Raw genomic sequence first — 19,288 nt, 5'->3', positions numbered from 1 at the left:
AGGTTGATAGGTCAGAGGTGGAAGCGTGGCGACATGTGTAGCTGACTGATACTAATCGATCGAGGACTTAACCAAACTTTTAAAAGCGTAAGCTTTACTCAGCAAACTGTTACCTAGTTTTGAGAGAACAATCTCATATAAATGTCTAGTGATAATGGCAAAGAGGTCACACCCGTTCCCATACCGAACACGGAAGTTAAGCTCTTTAGCGCCGATGGTAGTTGGGACTTTGTCCCTGTGAGAGTAGGACATCGCTAGGCATTTTTATTTTGCTTTTTTTATCATCGCGGGGTGGAGCAGTTCGGTAGCTCGTCGGGCTCATAACCCGAAGGTCGCAGGTTCAAATCCTGTCCCCGCAACCAACATGGTCCCGTGGTGTAGCGGTTAACATGCCTGCCTGTCACGCAGGAGATCGCGGGTTCGATTCCCGTCGGGACCGCCATGTTTTAGAAACGAAACAATGTGTTTCGTCTTTTTTATTGTTTGAACCATTTTTATATAAAACTTTACCGTCCTTAGGAGCAATCCTAAGGAATTTTTTATATACAAAGAAATTTCTTCATAGAATTGTGATGTTAAAGATTGTTGGATTTCTTACTGGATATGTATAGTCCACAACGTTTACAATATATATATACAGATTGAAATGAGGTTCTGAATGAATGACAGAGATTAACGAATTTACGTTTATGTCTACGTCTCCTGATGAAACTAATCAGCTGGCTGCTCGTCTAGCAACTTTATTAGAAGCTGGTGACGTGCTGCTGCTTGAAGGCGATTTGGGAGCTGGAAAGACAACATTCACAAAAAGTTTAGCTAAAGGATTAGGAATTGAACGCAATGTGAATAGCCCGACATTTACGATCATTAAAGAATACAAAAGCGGTCGCCTTCCTCTTTATCATATGGATGTGTACCGTCTAGGGGATGAATTTGAAGACCTAGGGTTTGATGAGTATTTTGAAGGAGATGGCGTGACGGTCGTGGAGTGGGCTCATCTGATTGAAGAGCAGCTTCCTAATGAATATATTCAAATCAATATTTACCATGAAAACGAAACGACTCGTAAAATCCTTGTAAAAGCGATAGGCAGTCGGTACGTTGAAATATGTAAGGAGCTTTTTAAAAGATGAAAATGTTAGCCATTGATACATCCAATTTTGTCATGGGTGTTGCTGTCGTTGAAGAAAACAAAGTAATTGGAGAAATTATTACGAATCTAAAAAAGAACCACTCTGTTCGTGTGATGAACGCTGTGGAATCTTTGTTAAAGGATTGTGATATTGCGCCAAGCGAGCTAGACCGTATTGTAGTGGCACACGGTCCAGGATCTTATACAGGTGTACGCATTGGCGTTACCATTGCTAAGACACTTGCTTGGACTTTAAATATTCCTTTAATAGGTGTATCTAGCCTTGAGGCACTAGCAGCAAACGGTCGCTATTTTGATGGATATATTGCTCCGTTATTTGATGCGCGCCGTCAACAGCTTTATACAGGACTATACGAATGGAATAACGAACGAGGTCTTCTAGAAGTTGAAAGTGATCGACTTGTTATTAATAAAGACTGGGCGGAACATTTAAAGTCATACAACAAACCTATTTTATTCATAGGCAATGATCTTCCTATGCATGAAGAGGCGTTAAAAGAAGTGTTGGGTGAACAAGCTGTATTTGCCCATGTTCAGCAGTTTAATCCAAGACCAAGTGAATTGGCTTTCTTAGGAATGAAGAAAGAGCCGCAGTCTGTGCATACTTTTGTTCCGAACTACATTCGTTTAGCTGAAGCCGAAGCCAACTGGCTTGCTTCACAGCAAAAAGGATAAAAGAAGGTATAAACATGAAACTAACAATTAAGTTTCGTTTAATGGAAGTTAAAGATATTGATCAAGTAGTGAAAATCGAAGAGAAGTCTTTTACGACACCTTGGAGTTCAGAAGCGTTTCAAAATGAGTTAACCAATAATCAATTTTCAACTTACATTGTGATGGAAGAAGGAGAAAATATTATTGGGTATTGCGGAACGTGGATTGTTATCGACGAAGCACATGTAACCAACATTGCGCTATTGCCAGACTACCGAGGTAAGGGACTCGGTGAATTGCTGCTGCGCAACGTAATGGACGTTCTTCGAAAACTAGGTGCTACGTCAATGACATTAGAAGTTAGGGTATCTAATCATATTGCACAATCATTGTATCAAAAGCTAGGTTTTAAACCTGGAGGTATTCGTAAGAATTATTATTCTGATAACAATGAGGATGCATTAGTTATGTGGGTGAATTTATGAGTGAAAATCAATTAATTTTAGCATTAGAAACAAGCTGTGATGAGACAGCAGCAGCCGTGATTCGAAACGGTCATGAAATTGTAGCCAATGTGGTGGCCTCTCAAATAGAAAGTCATAAACGATTTGGCGGTGTCGTACCAGAAATTGCATCTCGTCATCATGTGGAACAAATTACGGTGGTAGTTGAAGAAACTTTAAATCAAGCGAACTTGACGTTTGCAGATATTGATGCAATAGCTGTAACGGAAGGACCAGGGCTTGTGGGAGCACTTCTTATTGGCGTAAATGCAGCCAAAGCGCTAGCATTTGCACATCAAAAGCCATTAATTGGTGTTCATCATATTGCAGGACATATTTATGCGAATCAGCTAATCAAAAAATTAGAGTTCCCCCTTTTATCGCTAGTTGTATCTGGAGGGCATACGGAGCTTGTATACATGGAAAGTCACGGCCAGTTTAAAGTGATTGGTGAAACGAGAGATGATGCAGCAGGAGAAGCCTACGATAAAGTAGCCCGCACGTTAAACCTTCCATATCCAGGCGGACCGCATATCGACCGCCTTGCACATGAGGGAGAGCCATTAATTGATTTGCCGCGTGCTTGGCTAGAAGAAGGATCCTATGATTTTAGTTTCAGTGGGTTAAAATCAGCAGTTATTAACACTGTCCACAACGCGAAGCAAAAAGGTGAAGAAATTCTTCCACAAACGCTTGCTGCTAGCTTTCAAGCGAGTGTTATTGATGTGTTAGTAACTAAAACCGTTAAAGCTGCAAAGGAATATAACGTTAAGCAAGTGTTAGTAGCAGGAGGAGTGGCTGCTAATAAAGGACTTAGAGCAGCGCTAGAAGAGGCATTTGCACCATTATCAAACATTGAACTTATTATCCCGCCGCTATCTCTATGCACGGATAATGCCGCAATGATTGGAGCAGCAGCAAGTGTACGATTTGCTCAAGGAAAACGTTCAGATATGTCATTAAACGCAAACCCCGGTTTAGACTTGGAAGAGTAAGAGACGAATGAGATTTAGTTCTCATTCGTCTTTTTTTGTGGATAAAAATAATTTATCAACAATATTCAATAAATTTAGAATTAACTGTGGATAATTATGTGGAAAAGTCCGTGCACTCAGTACACGGACCTGTTATTAACAAGTTTTAATTATGAAAATCAGACAGATATCCACTATTTATTCACAGAGTGGATAAAGCTTGTTCTAAAGCGTACGAACGAGTAAATAGGATGAATAAATACGAAAAAATATAGACTATTCTTCTAGAAGAAGCTGTAATTCTTCCCACTCTTCCATTAATGTGGATAACTGTGAAGAAATTTTTTCGTTTTCACCGTTTAATCTTGATACTTCTTCGTGGTTTTGATAAATTTCAGGGTCACAAAGAAGTTCTTCATTCTCTGCTTGTGCGGCTTCTAATTTGTTTACTTCAGTTTCAATTTCTTCAATGCGGCGCGTTCGCTGCCTCATCAATTTCTTTTGTTCTTTATCTTGTTTATAGGACTGTTTATCTACTTTTACCGTGCGTTCTTCGTTTGCTTTTATATTTTCTAATTCTTTGATTTCCTCTATTTCTGCTTTCTTTTCTACATAATAGTCATAATCTCCAAGAAATTCTTCTACCCCTTCAGGAGATAGCTCTGCTATTTTGTTTGCAATACGATTAATAAAATAACGGTCATGTGAAACAAATAACAGAGTTCCTGGGTAATCGATTAACGCATTTTCGAGTACTTGTTTGCTATCTAAATCAAGATGGTTAGTAGGTTCATCTAAAATTAAGAAATTAGCTTTTTGAAGCATAAGCTTCGCAAGAGCCAAACGTGCTTTTTCACCACCGCTAAGCGTGGAAACGATTTTCAGTACATCATCACCTGAAAACAGAAAATTTCCAAGCGCTGTACGAATTTCTTTCTCAGGTTTGGATGGGTAGTCATCCCAAAGCTCATTTAAAACGGTTTTATTAGACGTTAAATTAGCTTGCTCTTGGTCGTAATAACCAACCATTACGTTTGAGCCAAAAGAAATGGTTCCAGTCTTGAAACTTAGTTTATCCACAATACCTTTTAATAACGTAGATTTCCCAACTCCATTAGGGCCAACCAACGCAAGGCTTTCACCTTTTTTAATCCGAAGGTTTGCGTCTTGGACGACGTATTTGTGTTCATCATATCCGATGGACACGTTTTCGAGGTTTAAGACTTCATTTCCGCTTTGACGCTCAATTTCAAACGAAAAACTAGCTGATTTTTCGCCTTCGTTAGGTCGATTTATTAACTCCATTCGATCGAGCTGCTTACGTCTGCTTTGCGCACGTTTTGTAGTCGATGCGCGGGCGATGTTTCGCTGAATAAAATCATTTAGTTTTGCGACTTCATCTTGCTGCTTTTCGTACTGACGCAACTCTTTTTCATATCGCTCTGCTTTTTGTACAAGGTATTTAGAGTAGTTGCCCGTGTACTTGACCGTTGTTTTTTGTGTGACTTCATACACTTGATTTACGACCTTATCAAGGAAGTAACGATCGTGTGAAACAATTAAAATAGCTCCTTCATACCCTTGCAGAAACTGTTCCAGCCATGCTAAAGTTTCAATATCTAAGTGGTTGGTAGGCTCATCCAGAATAAGCAAGTCTGGCTTTGTTAAAAGCAGTTTTGCAAGAGCCAAGCGCGTTTTTTGTCCACCGCTCAAGGAGGAAATAGGGGTGCTATAGTCAAAGTTTGAAAAACGGAAACCGTGAAGAATAGATCGTGTATCCGCTTCATATTGATAGCCGCCTAAATCTTTGAACGTTACTTGAAGCTGATCGTACTCTTTGGTTAGTTTTTCGTATTGAACTGAATCATTAAAAATGTCTGGATCGCCCATCTTTGTTTCAAGCGTACGTAATTCTTTTTCCATCTTCTTTAACGGAGCAAAGACCGTCATCATTTCTTCCCATATGGAGAGTGTTGACTCAAGAACTGTATCTTGTCCCATATAATCAATGGAAACACCTTTAGGTTTAATAATTTCTCCGCTGTCATAAGAAAGCTGCTCAGCAATAATTTTTAATAAAGTTGATTTACCAGCACCGTTTCGTCCCACTAGGGCAATGCGGTCTTTTGATTGTACTTCTAACTTTATATTCGATAAAATGGGTTCTGCCCCATAGTATTTTGTAATACCGTTCAATTGTAGAATAATCATTTTTTCACCTCTAGTAGTATATCCATAGTGTATTTTAACATATTTTCAACTACAAGTTCTTCCTACAAGCGTTTGTAATTTGCAGAGGGACAAGAACAAATGATGAAGCGAATGTTTTGATTCATGAAATAAAATGATTTTACCTGCACATTTTATACAGGATACTATGTTAAAATAAGAGATAAGTGCATCTCTGAACTTATATATGATGGATGTAGAAAATCCGTCATGACTAACAAACGGATCCTTTGAAGGGCTAATTGCTTCGTTCTAGCTACCGACTTTAAGTAGTGCTGGATAGACAAAAGGCGTCGGGGTGTGAAGCGGAGTATATATAAAACAAGAGAAAAGAGAGAGAATTGGAAGCGCTACCTCAAAGCGGTTGAGGCTTTGTGAAAGGTAATGCAATATGACTTGAAAATGTTAGTAATGACATACATGAACTGAGGGGGTACAACGTGAACACTGAACAATTAAAAATACCACAAGCAACGGCTAAACGATTGCCGCTTTATTATCGTTTTTTAAAAAACTTGCATGCTTCTGGTAAACAGCGTGTTTCGTCAGCGGAGTTAAGTGAGGCAGTGAAAGTTGATTCTGCTACTATTCGCCGGGATTTTTCTTACTTTGGAGCATTAGGGAAAAAGGGATACGGCTACAATGTGAATTATTTACTTACATTTTTCCGTAAAACGTTAGACCAAGATGAAGTAACGAAAGTAGCACTTATTGGCGTAGGGAATCTGGGAACGGCCTTTTTAAATTATAATTTTATTAAAAATAATAACACCAAAATTGAGTGCGCTTTTGATGTGATAGAAGATAAAGTCGGTACAAAAGTAGGCGACGTGCCGGTTTATCACCTTGACCAATTGGAAGATTATATGAGTGATGATATCTCAGTGGCGATTTTAACAGTTCCTGCCACTGTGGCTCAGCAAATTACCGATCGTTTAGTGAATTGCGGAATTAAAGGGATTTTAAACTTCACTCCTGCACGCTTAAACGTACCGGATGAGATTCGACTGCATCATATTGATCTGGCTGTAGAATTACAGTCGCTTGTCTACTTTTTGAAAAATTATCCTGTTGAATAAGATGGACTGTGTTACGATTTCCTTAAGTCTAAATTAATAAGGAGAGTGGGAATATGGGGATTGGAGCAGGCAGTTGGATTATTATTGCGATTGTAGCACTGCTTATTTTTGGGCCGAAACGGTTACCGGAGCTAGGAAGATCAGTCGGGCAAACGCTTAGAGAGTTTAAGCATGCCGCTAGCGGTGCATCAGATGATCGTGAAAAAGATAAACAGCGTCAAGTAGATGACAAAGAGTAAAAGGGTGATCATAGTATGACCGAACAAGAAATGTCAATATATGATCATATAGGAGAGCTGCGAAAACGCATTTTAATTGTTTTATTTTTCTTTGTCATTGCCACAGTTGCTGGCTTTTTTATAGCGGATAAGGTTATTGTCTATTTACAGCATGCTGATGAGGCAAAAAATTTAACGATGAATGCATTTAGGCTAACAGATCCAGTTAAGATTTATATGCAGTTTGCTGTTATTATTGGCTGTGTACTTGCAGCTCCTGTTGCACTGTATCAACTTTGGGCATTTATTAGTCCTGGTTTATATGAAAAAGAGCGTAAGGTAACGCTTGGATATATTCCTGTTTCCATTTTTCTCTTTATCGGCGGTGTCTCTTTTTCTTATTTTGTGTTGTTTCCATTTGTCGTCGATTTTATGACGCGCGTTTCTGATGAGCTGAATGTAAACCAAGTGATTGGCATTAATGAATACTTTTCTTTTTTAATGCAGCTCACACTGCCTTTTGGGCTGTTGTTTCAGCTTCCTGTTGTCGTCATGTTTTTGACGCGATTAGGAATTATCACGCCTATGTTTTTATCTCAAATTCGAAAGTATGCCTATTTCGTACTGCTAGTTATTGCCGCACTTATTACACCACCGGAATTGCTCTCGCACATGATGGTGACAGTGCCGCTCTTAATTTTGTATGAAATCAGCATCATTATTTCCCGCATTTCGTATCGCAAAGTGTTAAAGGCAAGGGCAGAGCAAGAAAGAGAAGATGTTAGTATGTAAAAAAAACCACTGAAACAGTGGTTTTTTTATTTAGATGAATCATCTTGATTTTTATATTGCTGCTGCAACTTTTTAATTTTATAGTGCAAGATAAAAATGCGAACCGCAAATCTGAAATCGAACGCGGCTACGAGTGCAAATAAGATTGTGGGGAAATTCCACACGGTTTCCTGAGCATTTTGAATAGCCAGGTAGGTGAATAAAACCCCCATAATAATATAAATAAACCCTCGTGTTAAAGGGATATTCTTCATAAAAACATGCCTCCAAAAATAAACTGCATTTGTTCTGCTTGCTTTTGCATTTCTATAATTTTATCTGCAAAAATAGTTTGAGATAAAATAACGATTGTATTCATCAACACGTGAGCAATAATGGGTACAATAATTAGTTTTGTTCTTGCATAAAGGAATGCAAAAACAAATCCCATGGCTGTATACACGAGCAAATGTTTAAAATCCCAGTGTACGGCAGCGAAAATAAGGGAACTAATAAATGCAGAGACAAAGAAATTATATCGTTTGTGAAGAGAGCCGAAAATAATCTTTCGAAAAATAATCTCTTCTAGAATTGGTCCAATAACAGACGTAACGACAATGAGGAACGGCGTTGCTTTAACAAGATTAACAATATTTTGTGTGTTTTCAGATACTTGGGTAATGCCAAGAGCGTGCTCAATCATACCTGCTACAGCTTGACCAGCCATAGCCAGGAACACTCCAAGGACTGACCAGACCACAGTTACCGTTGTTCCCGCATGTTCTATACGCATGGACATGTCACGGCGCAGCAGCAGTAAGACAATAAGTAAACCAAGGATAAAGCTAATGATGGTCCAATAAGTCAAAAGCATGACATTCGCTGTTCGAACTGGATATTGATCAAACATTCCTGTTAATTTTAACAGCGGTATACCAATAACTCCTGAAAACTGCATAAGGATGTAGGTGAGGATAACATACCAATAACGTTTTTCCAATCTTCTATACTCCTTTAAAAGGTTTTTATGTATATATGTCGAAGAAGTACTGTAAAGTCAGTAATTTCTTCTTGCTCGTATTGTAACATACATATTATTGAACAGAGAAAAGAATGCTTTATTTCTCAAAATCGTCGAAATCTAAGACTATTATATGTAGTTGTTGTAAATTTTAAATTTTTTTTGTTTAATACTTGCAAAAAAAACCCACTTTGTTTTAATATAATAATTGTGTTAGCACTCGTCGAGGTTGAGTGCTAATAAAAATGTAAACATATTATTTGAGGAGGTTGTTTCACTTGTTAAAGCCATTAGGTGATCGCGTAGTGATTGAACTTGTAAAATCTGAGGAAAAAACAGCAAGCGGTATCGTGTTACCGGACAGTGCAAAAGAAAAGCCACAAGAGGGTAAAATTGTTGCTGTAGGTACAGGCCGAGTATTAGAAAGCGGTGAGCGTGTAGCTTTAGAAGTAGCTGCGGGCGATCGTATCATCTTCTCAAAATATGCGGGTACTGAAGTGAAATACGAAGGTACTGAATACTTAATTTTACGCGAAAGCGATATTTTAGCTGTAATCGGCTAATTTTAACCACAAACTTATCATACGTAAAAAATAGATTATTAAGAACATCTTGAGGAGGTCAAAGAACATGGCAAAAGACATTAAATTTAGCGAAGAAGCACGTCGCGCAATGCTACGTGGTGTAGATACATTAGCAAATGCTGTAAAAGTAACGCTTGGACCAAAAGGTCGTAACGTTGTATTGGAAAAGAAATTCGGTTCACCGCTTATTACAAATGATGGTGTAACAATTGCAAAAGAAATCGAATTAGAAGACGCATTTGAAAATATGGGTGCTAAATTAGTAGCGGAAGTTGCTAGCAAAACAAACGACGTTGCTGGTGACGGTACAACTACTGCAACAGTTTTAGCGCAAGCAATGATCAGAGAAGGTCTTAAAAACGTAACGGCTGGTGCTAACCCAATGGGTATCCGTAAAGGTATGGAAAAAGCAGTAGCTGTAGCGGTTGAAGAACTAAAAGCAATCTCTAAACCAATTCAAGGTAAAGATTCAATTGCTCAAGTAGCGGCTATCTCAGCAGCTGACGAAGAAGTAGGTCAATTAATTGCTGAAGCAATGGAGCGCGTTGGTAACGACGGCGTTATCACACTTGAAGAATCAAAAGGTTTCACAACTGAATTAGAAGTGGTAGAAGGTATGCAGTTTGACCGTGGATATGCATCTCCTTACATGGTAACTGATTCAGATAAAATGGAAGCTGTATTAGATGATCCATACATCTTAATCACAGACAAAAAAATCGGTAACATTCAAGAAATCTTACCAGTATTAGAGCAAGTTGTTCAACAAGGCAAGCCTCTATTAATCATCGCTGAAGACGTAGAAGGCGAAGCTTTAGCAACATTAGTTGTGAACAAACTTCGTGGTACATTTACAGCTGTAGCTGTTAAAGCTCCTGGTTTCGGTGATCGTCGTAAAGCAATGCTACAAGACGTTGCAATCTTAACAGGCGGAGAAGTAATCACTGAAGAGCTTGGTCTTGACTTAAAAACAGCAGGCATCGATCAATTAGGTCGCGCTTCTAAAATTGTTGTAACAAAAGAAAATACAACAGTTGTAAACGGTGCAGGAAACGCAGAAGATATCCTAGCACGCGTAAACCAAATCAAAGCTCAGCTTGAAGAAACAACTTCAGAGTTTGACCGTGAAAAATTACAAGAGCGCTTAGCAAAACTTGCTGGTGGCGTAGCTGTAATTAAAGTTGGGGCGGCAACTGAAACTGAGTTAAAAGAACGTAAATTACGTATTGAAGATGCATTAAACTCTACGCGTGCTGCGGTTGAAGAAGGTATCGTAGCTGGTGGTGGTACTGCATTAGTAAATATCTATAATAAAGTAGCAAGCATCGAAGCTGACGGTGACACTGCTACAGGTATCAACATCGTATTACGTGCGATTGAAGAGCCTGTACGTCAAATCGCTCACAACGCTGGTTTAGAAGGATCAGTAATCGTTGAGCGTCTAAAAGGCGAAGCAGTTGGAACTGGATTTAACGCTGCAACTGGCGAGTGGGTAAATATGCTAGACACTGGTATCGTTGACCCAACAAAAGTAACGCGTTCAGCTCTTCAAAATGCTTCTTCTGTAGCGGCTATGTTCTTAACAACTGAAGCAGTTGTTGCTGATAAGCCAGAAGAAGGCGGAGCACCTGCAATGCCTGATATGGGCGGCATGGGTGGAATGGGCGGCATGATGTAATCACTGCCCTACCTAAAAAAGCGACCAAGTACTCACTTGGTCGCTTTTTTGCGTGCATTAATATTTTCAGATTTTTTTAAAATTTGTTAAGATAGTACTATGTTTATTGAAAAACATACTAAACTCAAGGCTTAACTGAGTTTTAAGGGGGAGCTTCGTTGATTCAGCTGGATCATATTAATAATAAATTAAATCAAGTATTAGAAAACATTGATCAAATTGTAATCGGAAAGCGTCATGTATCTACGTTGAGTTTGGTTGCTTTGCTTGCAAAGGGGCATATTTTGCTTGAAGATGTGCCGGGTGTGGGGAAAACGATGCTCGTGAAGGCACTGGCCAAATCGATTGATGCCGAGTTTAAACGAATTCAATTCACGCCTGATTTGCTGCCGTCCGATGTAACAGGTGTTTCTATTTACAGTCCAAAAGACATGGAATTTCATTTTCGTCCAGGTCCTATCATGAGCCACATTGTGCTCGCTGATGAGATTAACAGGACTTCTCCTAAAACACAATCGGCGCTTTTAGAAGCAATGGCTGAGCATCATGTAACAACCGATGGTATCACCCGGGAAATTCCAGCGCCTTTTTTTGTGATGGCTACTCAAAATCCTGTTGATTTTGATGGGACCTATCATTTGCCGGAAGCGCAGCTGGATCGATTTTTATTCAAATTAAGCATGGGGTATCCTACGCAGGAAGAGGAGCTTCAAATTTTAAACGGCGTATCGACTCAAGTTAATCTTGAGGATGTCAAACCCGTTATGAGCATTCCAGAATTAGTACAGGCTCAAAAAACTGTAAGCAGTATTTATGTAGATGATGCGATTAAGCACTATATCATCGAAATCATTCGCAAAACGCGCTCTCATCCACATATTTCGTTAGGTATTAGTCCTCGTGGAACGGTTTCCTTTATGAAGGCCGTTCAAGCATATGCTTTAGTGAAGGGAAGAGACTACTGTCTTCCTGATGATGTTCAAGAGCTTGCTTCGTATGTGTGTGCACATCGATTAACGCTAAGATCTGATACCCAGTACAGCGGCTTAACAGCGGGTGATGTGATGAAGCAAATTATGGCTGATACGAAAGTACCTGTTAAAAGGTAAGAGGTACTTTATGAAACAGTATATAAAAGTGATATGGAATAAATGTAGAGACTGGTTCGTTTTATTCTGCATCTTTGCTGCTACGTTTTCTTACGCGATGTTTCAAGGGGGCTTTGTCAGCTGGTTTTTATTTTATAGCTTCTTACCTTTTGGATCATATGCGGCAGCCGTTTTGCTTTATCCGTTAAAGAAGTGGAATGTTACTCGTGATGTGAAGCTACAGCCTCGATTCGCTGGAGATCATCTTTCGTATGACATTCACATTACACGCTCCTCGGCTTTTCCTGTTTATATGGCAGCAGTGAAAGAGGAGAGTAACCTTTTAGATCAAGAAGAAAGAACAATTTATCCGCTTTTTCAACGAAACGCTGTTATTCCGTATGAAAGATCGTTTGTAGAAAGAGGAGAATATGAATTTTTTACGATTTCGATTGAAATGAGTGATTTATTAGGAATTGTAAAAAAGAAGGCATATTATCCACTGCAGCAGCGGTTTGTCGTGTATCCTCAAATCCATGAGATAGATATCCCGTTTCTTTTAGCGGGAATAGAAGAAGGAAAAAATGAAGTTTCGACGGGGAATCAATCTACTACGTTAGTGACAGGCATTAGAGAATACCAGCCGGGTGACCGATTAGGGTCTATCGATTGGAAGGCGACGGCTCGTAAAGCTACGTTGATTTCTAAAGAGTTTGGTCATTACCATGAACGGAGTATGATTATCATTGCAGATGTTATAAGCTCTCTATACTTTGAAGAACGAATGAGCTTTCTGGCATCCATGCTCATTCATGAAGAAACCAAGCGTAAAAAAATCGATTTTCTTTTAGCTGGAGATGCACTTTTTTCACCCAAAACCTCTGAACAAAGTGAGACCGATAACCTGTTGTATCACTTAGCGCGTGCACAGCCTGTGAACAACCGAGTATTCGAAACAGAATTTAAGGGTATTGCCATTCAAAAGCAGCATTCTTTTATGGTCATTGTCAGTCAAGTTACAGGGACTCTCATTGGGCAGGTTCAATCTAAGCTGAGTCTGCATGCTAAGGCATCAATAATTGTCGTTAAAGATGAAGGAGCAGGGCTTAGTGACGAAGAGACGGTTATTGTAAATGGAATACAATCTTCTGCTTTAACGATTGAAGTCGTTAATATTCCTCTTCCTCTATCATCTAAAGGAAGTGAGGGCGGAAATAAGTGAATAAATCAGCTTTGTATGTAAAAAACATCTTATTGTACGCGGGAGCATTCTTTTTATTAGTGGAATGGCTTCTTCCTTTAAATGAAGTGACGGATACCAATCAAATTCAGTACTTTATATTGTTTGTTGCTTACTGTTTTTTGTGTTTAACGTTTCGCTTGCCGTTTATCGTGATGACGTTAGGGAGTATATTGTTTATTTTGTTTTCGCTTCACAATCTCTATTTCCAAGGAGCCTTCTTTTCTTCAGACTGGCTTCCGAGACTTTTGGAGATTCTTCAGTCAGATGCACAAAGTATCATGGAGTGGAATATAGCGAATTTATCATTTGAAATGAGGAGCACTTTATTTTTTGTGCTGCTTTGGATTATGGCTTATTTAATTCGATATTGGATCTTTTATCAAAAAAGAATTTTCTTCTTTTTCTTCTTAACTATTTTGTATATTACCGTGTTGGATACCTTTTCTACTTACGATGCGGGAGCTGCTATTATTCGCGTGACCATTATTGGATTTTTATTAGTAGCCATGCTTCGCATAAATCCTGAACGCATAAAAGCTGCGAGCACTGAGCGTTTAGAAAATAGAAAACGATCGTTTCTTTTTTTAGGCAGCTTTTTAGCTATCGTCATTGTGCTGGCTTATCTTGCTCCTAAACCAGGGCCACAGTGGCCAGATCCCGTACCTTTTATCACAGCGCATACAACAAATCAAGGACAGGGAGAATCTGCAAGCGGTCAACGAATTGGCTATGATATGGACGATTCTAAATTGGGGGGATCGTTTGTTAATGATGATACGGTTGTGTTTACAGCCAAAGTAGAGGATGAGCACTATTGGCGTATTGAAACGAAAGATGTTTATACAGGTAAGGGGTGGGAGCTGTCTAAAGAGGAAGAAAAAGTACCCTTTAAAGGAAATGAAAACTTACTCCCTCAATATGACTCAAGTGTAGCAGGACAAGTAAGAAAAGCAGAAGTTACCTATTCGCAGCCTTCTGTTCATCTTATGCATGTTCCTCAACTGCTGTCGCTAACCTTAAAAAATGGCATTCAAACCGATGTTACCCCGACAAATGAAAAATTATATCCTTATCAAAATGACAAGCTTGTTACTGTTCAATCGTATGAGATGACGTATAAATACCCTGTATTTGATATTGGACTTCTTCAGCAAGCAGAGGAAAAAAAGGCAGAGAGTTTAGAGAATAATAACGAATTTATAGCAAGGTATACACAACTTCCTGCTAACTTGCCGAAACGAGTAAAGGATTTAGCTCGTGAGGTAACAAAAAATAAGAACAATCGTTATGAAAAAGCGAAAGCCGTTGAAGAATACTTCCGATCAAATCCATATGTATATGATACTGAAAATGTTCCAATTCCTACGAAAAATAAAGATTATGTGGATCAATTTTTGTTTGATACAAAAAGAGGGTACTGTGATAACTTCTCTACTTCTATGGTTGTGCTGCTTCGTTCATTAGATATTCCTGCTCGGTGGGTAAAGGGCTATACAGAAGGTGATGCCACCGTCATTTCAGGAAGTAGTAAGTGGACAACCTATGAAATCACACAAAATAATGCTCATTCTTGGGTCGAAGTCTATTTTCCAGGAGCGGGTTGGGTACCTTTTGAACCAACAAAAAGTTTTTCTAATCCTTATGATTTTGTAGATAGCCAACCTAACAACTCTAGTGAAAATAGTCAAAGGGAAGAAGAGAAACAAGAAACGCAAGTGAAGGAGCAGCCTAAGGAAAAAGAGCTTCCGGCACAAGAAGAAAGAGCGAAAGAAAAAACAGCTTCTCTTCAAAATGCTAAGTTGTCTATAAAGTGGAAAGTGCTTTTCTGCGGACTGATTGTAGTTATGTTAATAGTAATATATCTCAATCGATTTAAATGGTTTTTACCTTTTTATATCGCTTTTTATAAAAAGAAAGAGAGTGTGGAAACCTTTGAATCAGCGTATGCTTTTTTACTTAAAAGACTCGCTGCAAATGGACTAAAGCGCCAAGAAAGTCAAACGCTGCGCGACTTTGCAAGAGAAGTAGACGGAAAATTAAATACGGTAAATATGCTACAATTAACGGAAAAATACGAGCGGGTGTTGTATCGAAATGCAGACTCCATAAAAGAATGGAAAGAGTCGATTGAATTGTGGGAAAATTTAATCAAAAAAACGAGTTCTTGACCATTGTTTCGCGGATTGATAGAATATTCTCGAACTTACTATAAATGTTTCGTATACCTTCATATATCCTCGATAATATGGTTCGAGAGTCTCTACCGGGTCACCTTAAACGATCTGACTATGAAGGCAGAACAGTCTATTTGACGATAAACGTCGTGCTCAACTAGACTTCTGCCTTTGTTTTTTGAGGGAGAAGTCTAGTTTTTTTTATATTTTAGGGCATAATAACAAGTGATTATTTACACATTCGGAGAGGTGAACAAGATGGAAGGCATGATTGTTGTATTAGATTTTGGTAGTCAATATAACCAATTGATTACGCGTCGCATTCGCGAGTTCGGAGTATATAGTGAATTGCATCCGCACACAATTACAGCAGAAGAGATTAAAGCATTAAATCCAAAGGGAATTATTTTCTCTGGAGGCCCAAACAGTGTGTACGGTGAAAACGCATTTCACTGCGATGAAAACATTTTTGAATTAGGTATTCCTGTTTTAGGTATTTGTTATGGAATGCAATTAATGACTCATCATTTTGGCGGGAAGGTAGAAGGTGCTAGCCATCGTGAATATGGTAAAGCAGCGATTAACGTACAAAACGATTCATTAATGTACCATGAGTTGCCAAAAGAACAAGTTGTTTGGATGAGTCACGGTGATTTAGTTGTAGAAACACCAGCTGGTTTTGAAGTGGACGCAACTAGCCCATCTTGTCCAATTGCCGCAATGAGTAACAAAGATAAGAATATGTACGGAGTGCAGTTCCATCCAGAAGTTCGCCATTCAGTGCACGGTAACCATATCTTAAAGAACTTCGTGTTTGAAGTATGTCATGCTGAAGCAAACTGGTCAATTGAGAACTTCATTGAAGTTGAAATGGATAAAATCCGTGAAACAGTTGGAGATAGAAAAGTACTTTGCGCACTTAGCGGCGGAGTAGACTCTTCAGTAGTAGCTGTATTAATTCACAAAGCAATTGGTGATCAGTTAACATGTATGTTCGTAGATCACGGTTTATTACGTAAAGGTGAAGCGGAAAGCGTAATGGAAACATTTAGCGAAGGCTTTAATATGAACGTAATTAAAATCGATGCAAAAGATCGCTTCTTAGAAAAATTAAACGGCGTATCAGATCCTGAACAAAAGCGTAAAATCATCGGTAATGAATTTATTTATGTATTCGATGACGAAGCTGCTAAATTAAAAGGGTTTGATTTCCTAGCTCAAGGTACGCTATACACAGATATTATCGAGAGTGGGACAGCTACAGCTCAAACGATCAAATCTCACCACAACGTAGGTGGATTACCGGAAGATATGCAGTTCAAACTAATCGAACCGTTAAACACGCTATTCAAAGATGAAGTACGTGCATTAGGTTCTGAATTAGGTATCCCTGATAACATCGTTTGGCGTCAACCTTTCCCAGGACCAGGTCTAGGTATTCGTGTACTTGGTGCAATTACGGAAGAGAAGTTAGAAATTGTACGTGAGTCGGATGCTATTTTACGTGAAGAGATTGCAAAAGCTGACTTAGAGCGCGATATCTGGCAATACTTTACGGTTCTTCCTGACATCCGCAGTGTAGGTGTAATGGGAGATGCTCGTACGTATGATTACACAATCGGTATTCGTGCTGTTACATCGATTGATGGTATGACTTCTGACTGGGCGCGTATTCCTTGGGATGTGCTTGAAGTTATCTCAACGCGTATTGTAAACGAAGTTAAGCATATTAACCGCGTAGTGTATGATATTACAAGTAAGCCACCTGCAACAATTGAATGGGAATAATATGTAAGAAAACCGAACAAACGAACATTCTTTTATAAGAATGTTCGTTTTTTGTTGACTTTTTTAAAAAGTTAATGGTAGGATAGTAACATAAAACAGCGAGATATAGCTTTAATGTCGTATAATCTTGGGGATAAGGCCCAAAAGTTTCTACCGAGCTACCGTAAATGGCTTGACTACGAGAAAGTAATACATGTATGTGTAAAAATCTTTTGTTTTTTTGGCTCATACATTTCTCTTTTAGTCGATCTTATGCCTTTACGCGCCTAGTGTAGAGGCATTTTTTATGGCTTGCCAAGTGCATGCGGCTTCTATAAAGGGAGGAAAAAACGTGAAGAAGTATTTTCGTTTTGAAGAGCTGGGTACTAGCTATCGAAAAGAGTTTATAGCTGGCCTTACAACTTTTCTATCTATGGCTTACATTTTATTTGTTAATCCATCTGTGCTATCACTAAGTGATGTAAAGGATCTGCCTGACAGTATGAGAATGGACCAAGGGGCTGTATTTACAGCTACTGCTTTAGCGGCAGCTTTGGGATCAATTGTTATGGGAGTCCTTGGTAGGTATCCAATTTCATTAGCTCCAGGTATGGGATTAAACGCATTTTTTGCTTATACAGTTGTTCTGACAATGGGAATTCCATGGCAGACGGCTTTAACGGGTGTTATGATATCAGGTGTTATTTTTATTCTTTTAACATTAACAAGCCTGCGAGAAAAAATTATTAATTCTATTCCTATTGAATTAAAAATGGCTGTTGGAGCAGGTATTGGCTTATTTATTAGTTTTATTGGTATGAAAGGTGCCGGAATCATCGTCAAAGATGATGCTACATTTGTTGGACTGGGTGATTTAACTAACCCAACAACGTTACTTGCGGTTTTTGGCATTGTAATTACTATTGTATTAATGGTGCTTCGGGTAAATGCAGCTGTATTTATCGGTATGATTGTAACGGCTGTAGCAGGTATGGCTTTTGGTTTAATTGATACACCTAAAGCAGTTGTTTCATCAGTTCCTAGTCTTGATCCGACGTTTGGGGCAGCTTTTCAAAATATCGGTGATATCTTTACTGTAAAGATGCTAGTCGTCATTTTAACTTTCTTATTTGTTGATTTCTTCGATACAGCAGGTACGATGGTTGCTGTAGCGAGTCAAGCAGGGCTTATGAAAGATAATAAACTTCCGCGAGCGGGCAGAGCGTTATTGGCAGATTCTAGTGCGATTGTAGTTGGTGCTGTTCTTGGTACCTCATCAACAACAGCTTATGTAGAGTCTACGGCTGGAGTAGCAGCGGGCGGACGTTCAGGATTTACTGCAATCGTAACGGCGGCGTTTTTCTTAGTTGCACTGTTCTTTTCTCCATTGTTAGCGGTCGTAACACCAGCTGTTACTGCGCCAGCTTTAATTACGGTAGGAGCTCTGATGGTGTCAAATTTAGGAGAAATTAATTGGAAAGAGTTCGAAGTAGCAGTTCCCGCATTTTTCACGGTAATTATGATGCCACTAACATACAGTATTGCAACAGGTATTGCGGTTGGTTTTATCTTTTATCCTATTACAATGTTATGCAGCAAGCGTGGAAAAGAAGTTCATCCAATTATGTATGCTCTCTGTATCATCTTCATACTCTATTTTGCATTCTTAGCAGAATAGTTTAAATAAAAAAGCTCAGTTTAATGACTGGGCTTTTTTTTTATGGTAAGATAAGAAAACTGCATAGCGGCTAGATTGCTATTGTAATAGAGAGTATTCAATCATTTTACTGAAGGTTTACTTCATTAACTTTTTAATTTATAAAGTTTTTTAGAAAAATGATTGACTCTATATATTATATATGGTAAATTATTAAATGTCGCTGATGAACAGCGCAGTTGAGAGAAACATTTTGAAAAAAGATGTTGACATCAAAATGATAGAATGTTATACTAATAAAGTTGCTTCAGAGCAACGGTTGAACTTTGAAAACTGAACAAAGCGACAAACGTCAACGTTAAATTTTATTTTTAATTGAGCAAGTCAAACATTTCTTCGGAGAGTTTGATCCTGGCTCAGGATGAACGCTGGCGGCGTGCCTAATACATGCAAGTCGAGCGAACTGATTAGAAGCTTGCTTCTATGACGTTAGCG

Annotated in this window: 17 protein-coding genes, 2 tRNA genes, 2 rRNA genes and 2 riboswitches; of the genes, 18 read left to right on the top strand and 3 right to left on the bottom strand. The window is 38.7% G+C overall.

Translation table 11 applies throughout. The features are described 5' to 3' along the window. Positions 1-144 precede the first annotated feature (144 nt). The 7 genes from rrf to tsaD all read left to right on the top strand — a co-directional run bounded on the left by rrf (position 145) and on the right by tsaD (position 3,305). Positions 145-260 (top strand): 5S ribosomal RNA (rrf, locus tag MMB69_RS26865). 25 nt (positions 261-285) lie between these two features. Next, positions 286-362: transfer RNA gene (locus MMB69_RS26860), tRNA-Met, on the top strand. Positions 363-366: 4 nt separating this feature from the next. Further along, a tRNA-Asp gene (locus MMB69_RS26855) sits at positions 367-442 on the top strand. A 220-nt stretch (positions 443-662) separates the two neighbouring features. Further along, positions 663-1,133, top strand: a complete 471-nt coding sequence (tsaE, locus tag MMB69_RS26850) for a tRNA (adenosine(37)-N6)-threonylcarbamoyltransferase complex ATPase subunit type 1 TsaE (RefSeq protein WP_013081426.1) — start codon at positions 663-665, stop codon at positions 1,131-1,133. Next, positions 1,130-1,828, top strand: coding sequence for a tRNA (adenosine(37)-N6)-threonylcarbamoyltransferase complex dimerization subunit type 1 TsaB (gene tsaB, locus MMB69_RS26845; RefSeq protein WP_014461962.1), 699 nt, complete (start codon positions 1,130-1,132; stop codon positions 1,826-1,828). The genes tsaE and tsaB overlap by 4 nt, the downstream gene beginning before the upstream one ends. A 14-nt stretch (positions 1,829-1,842) precedes the next feature. Then, positions 1,843-2,292, top strand: coding sequence for a ribosomal protein S18-alanine N-acetyltransferase (gene rimI, locus MMB69_RS26840; RefSeq protein ID WP_013055018.1), 450 nt, complete (start codon positions 1,843-1,845; stop codon positions 2,290-2,292). Beyond that, positions 2,289-3,305 (top strand): tRNA (adenosine(37)-N6)-threonylcarbamoyltransferase complex transferase subunit TsaD, encoded by a 1,017-nt coding sequence (gene tsaD / locus MMB69_RS26835; RefSeq protein ID WP_028410378.1) that lies wholly within the window; start codon positions 2,289-2,291, stop codon positions 3,303-3,305. Before rimI ends, tsaD begins: the two co-directional genes overlap by 4 nt. 255 nt (positions 3,306-3,560) lie before the next feature. Here the strand turns inward: tsaD and MMB69_RS26830 are convergent, their stop codons facing one another. Continuing rightward, the gene (locus tag MMB69_RS26830; RefSeq protein WP_221786108.1) at positions 3,561-5,495 is read right to left on the bottom strand and encodes an ABC-F family ATP-binding cassette domain-containing protein; all 1,935 of its coding nucleotides are present in this window, start codon (positions 5,493-5,495) and stop codon (positions 3,561-3,563) included. 458 nt (positions 5,496-5,953) lie between these two features. On the opposite strand from MMB69_RS26830, the gene MMB69_RS26825 reads away from it, so the two are divergent. From MMB69_RS26825 to tatC, 3 genes are read left to right on the top strand one after another with little or no spacing between them, the layout of a single operon-like run. Next, positions 5,954-6,592, top strand: a complete 639-nt coding sequence (locus MMB69_RS26825) for a redox-sensing transcriptional repressor Rex (protein WP_013055021.1) — start codon at positions 5,954-5,956, stop codon at positions 6,590-6,592. A gap of 53 nt (positions 6,593-6,645) precedes the next feature. Then, entirely contained in the window at positions 6,646-6,831 is a 186-nt protein-coding gene (tatA, locus tag MMB69_RS26820; RefSeq protein WP_014461959.1) for a twin-arginine translocase TatA/TatE family subunit, read from the top strand. A 15-nt stretch (positions 6,832-6,846) separates the two neighbouring features. Beyond that, positions 6,847-7,602, top strand: a complete 756-nt coding sequence (gene tatC / locus MMB69_RS26815; RefSeq protein ID WP_014461958.1) for a twin-arginine translocase subunit TatC — start codon at positions 6,847-6,849, stop codon at positions 7,600-7,602. A gap of 26 nt (positions 7,603-7,628) precedes the next feature. Here tatC and MMB69_RS26810 read toward each other — a convergent pair whose 3' ends face one another. Both MMB69_RS26810 and MMB69_RS26805 read right to left on the bottom strand, forming a co-directional pair. Next, positions 7,629-7,856, bottom strand: coding sequence for a YdiK family protein (locus MMB69_RS26810; protein WP_043977171.1), 228 nt, complete (start codon positions 7,854-7,856; stop codon positions 7,629-7,631). Beyond that, on the bottom strand, positions 7,853-8,581 hold the full coding sequence (locus tag MMB69_RS26805; protein WP_277448705.1) for a CPBP family intramembrane glutamic endopeptidase: 729 nt from the start codon (positions 8,579-8,581) through the stop codon (positions 7,853-7,855). The genes MMB69_RS26810 and MMB69_RS26805 overlap by 4 nt, the downstream gene beginning before the upstream one ends. A 299-nt stretch (positions 8,582-8,880) precedes the next feature. Between MMB69_RS26805 and groES the strand changes: the two genes are divergently transcribed. The 8 genes from groES to MMB69_RS26765 all read left to right on the top strand — a co-directional run. Next, positions 8,881-9,165 (top strand): co-chaperone GroES, encoded by a 285-nt coding sequence (gene groES, locus MMB69_RS26800; protein WP_013055026.1) that lies wholly within the window; start codon positions 8,881-8,883, stop codon positions 9,163-9,165. A 67-nt stretch (positions 9,166-9,232) separates the two neighbouring features. Then, positions 9,233-10,864 (top strand): chaperonin GroEL, encoded by a 1,632-nt coding sequence (gene groL, locus MMB69_RS26795; protein WP_028412700.1) that lies wholly within the window; start codon positions 9,233-9,235, stop codon positions 10,862-10,864. Between the two features lie 158 nt (positions 10,865-11,022). After that, a complete protein-coding gene (locus MMB69_RS26790; protein ID WP_221786107.1) occupies positions 11,023-11,973 on the top strand; it encodes an AAA family ATPase in 951 nt (316 codons plus the stop codon). A gap of 10 nt (positions 11,974-11,983) precedes the next feature. After that, positions 11,984-13,174 (top strand): DUF58 domain-containing protein, encoded by a 1,191-nt coding sequence (locus MMB69_RS26785; RefSeq protein ID WP_221786106.1) that lies wholly within the window; start codon positions 11,984-11,986, stop codon positions 13,172-13,174. Next, on the top strand, positions 13,171-15,363 hold the full coding sequence (locus MMB69_RS26780; RefSeq protein ID WP_221786105.1) for a transglutaminase TgpA family protein: 2,193 nt from the start codon (positions 13,171-13,173) through the stop codon (positions 15,361-15,363). The genes MMB69_RS26785 and MMB69_RS26780 overlap by 4 nt, the downstream gene beginning before the upstream one ends. Before the next feature lie 39 nt (positions 15,364-15,402). Continuing rightward, positions 15,403-15,504, top strand: a riboswitch (purine riboswitch). Between the two features lie 123 nt (positions 15,505-15,627). Continuing rightward, positions 15,628-17,157 carry a glutamine-hydrolyzing GMP synthase gene (gene guaA, locus MMB69_RS26775; protein ID WP_035335974.1) on the top strand — a complete coding sequence of 510 codons (1,530 nt, stop codon included), beginning with the start codon at positions 15,628-15,630 and terminating at the stop codon, positions 17,155-17,157. A 97-nt stretch (positions 17,158-17,254) separates the two neighbouring features. Continuing rightward, positions 17,255-17,356, top strand: a riboswitch (purine riboswitch). A gap of 132 nt (positions 17,357-17,488) precedes the next feature. Next, positions 17,489-18,814: an NCS2 family permease gene (locus MMB69_RS26770; RefSeq protein WP_013055032.1), complete on the top strand. Its 1,326-nt coding sequence runs from the start codon at positions 17,489-17,491 to the stop codon at positions 18,812-18,814. Positions 18,815-19,186: 372 nt separating this feature from the next. Continuing rightward, positions 19,187-19,288: ribosomal RNA gene (locus tag MMB69_RS26765) — 16S ribosomal RNA — on the top strand; the annotation flags it as partial.

The organism is Priestia sp. P5 (assembly GCF_029522155.1).
GTDB lineage: Bacteria > Bacillota > Bacilli > Bacillales > Bacillaceae_H > Priestia > Priestia megaterium_E.
Note: the sequence above shows the minus strand (reverse complement) of the source record. Positions and strands in the feature narration are given on the sequence as shown.

Excerpts from the sequence above, each read along its gene's own strand:
- tsaE (WP_013081426.1), top strand. The coding sequence starts at position 663 with ATGACAGAGATTAACGAATTTACGTTTATGTCTACGTCTCCTGATGAA.
- tsaB (WP_014461962.1), top strand. The coding sequence starts at position 1,130 with ATGAAAATGTTAGCCATTGATACATCCAATTTTGTCATGGGTGTTGCT.
- rimI (WP_013055018.1), top strand. The coding sequence starts at position 1,843 with ATGAAACTAACAATTAAGTTTCGTTTAATGGAAGTTAAAGATATTGAT.
- tsaD (WP_028410378.1), top strand. The coding sequence starts at position 2,289 with ATGAGTGAAAATCAATTAATTTTAGCATTAGAAACAAGCTGTGATGAG.
- MMB69_RS26830 (WP_221786108.1), bottom strand. The coding sequence starts at position 5,495 with ATGATTATTCTACAATTGAACGGTATTACAAAATACTATGGGGCAGAA.
- tatA (WP_014461959.1), top strand. The coding sequence starts at position 6,646 with ATGGGGATTGGAGCAGGCAGTTGGATTATTATTGCGATTGTAGCACTG.
- tatC (WP_014461958.1), top strand. The coding sequence starts at position 6,847 with ATGACCGAACAAGAAATGTCAATATATGATCATATAGGAGAGCTGCGA.
- MMB69_RS26810 (WP_043977171.1), bottom strand. The coding sequence starts at position 7,856 with ATGAAGAATATCCCTTTAACACGAGGGTTTATTTATATTATTATGGGG.
- groL (WP_028412700.1), top strand. The coding sequence starts at position 9,233 with ATGGCAAAAGACATTAAATTTAGCGAAGAAGCACGTCGCGCAATGCTA.
- MMB69_RS26785 (WP_221786106.1), top strand. The coding sequence starts at position 11,984 with ATGAAACAGTATATAAAAGTGATATGGAATAAATGTAGAGACTGGTTC.
- guaA (WP_035335974.1), top strand. The coding sequence starts at position 15,628 with ATGGAAGGCATGATTGTTGTATTAGATTTTGGTAGTCAATATAACCAA.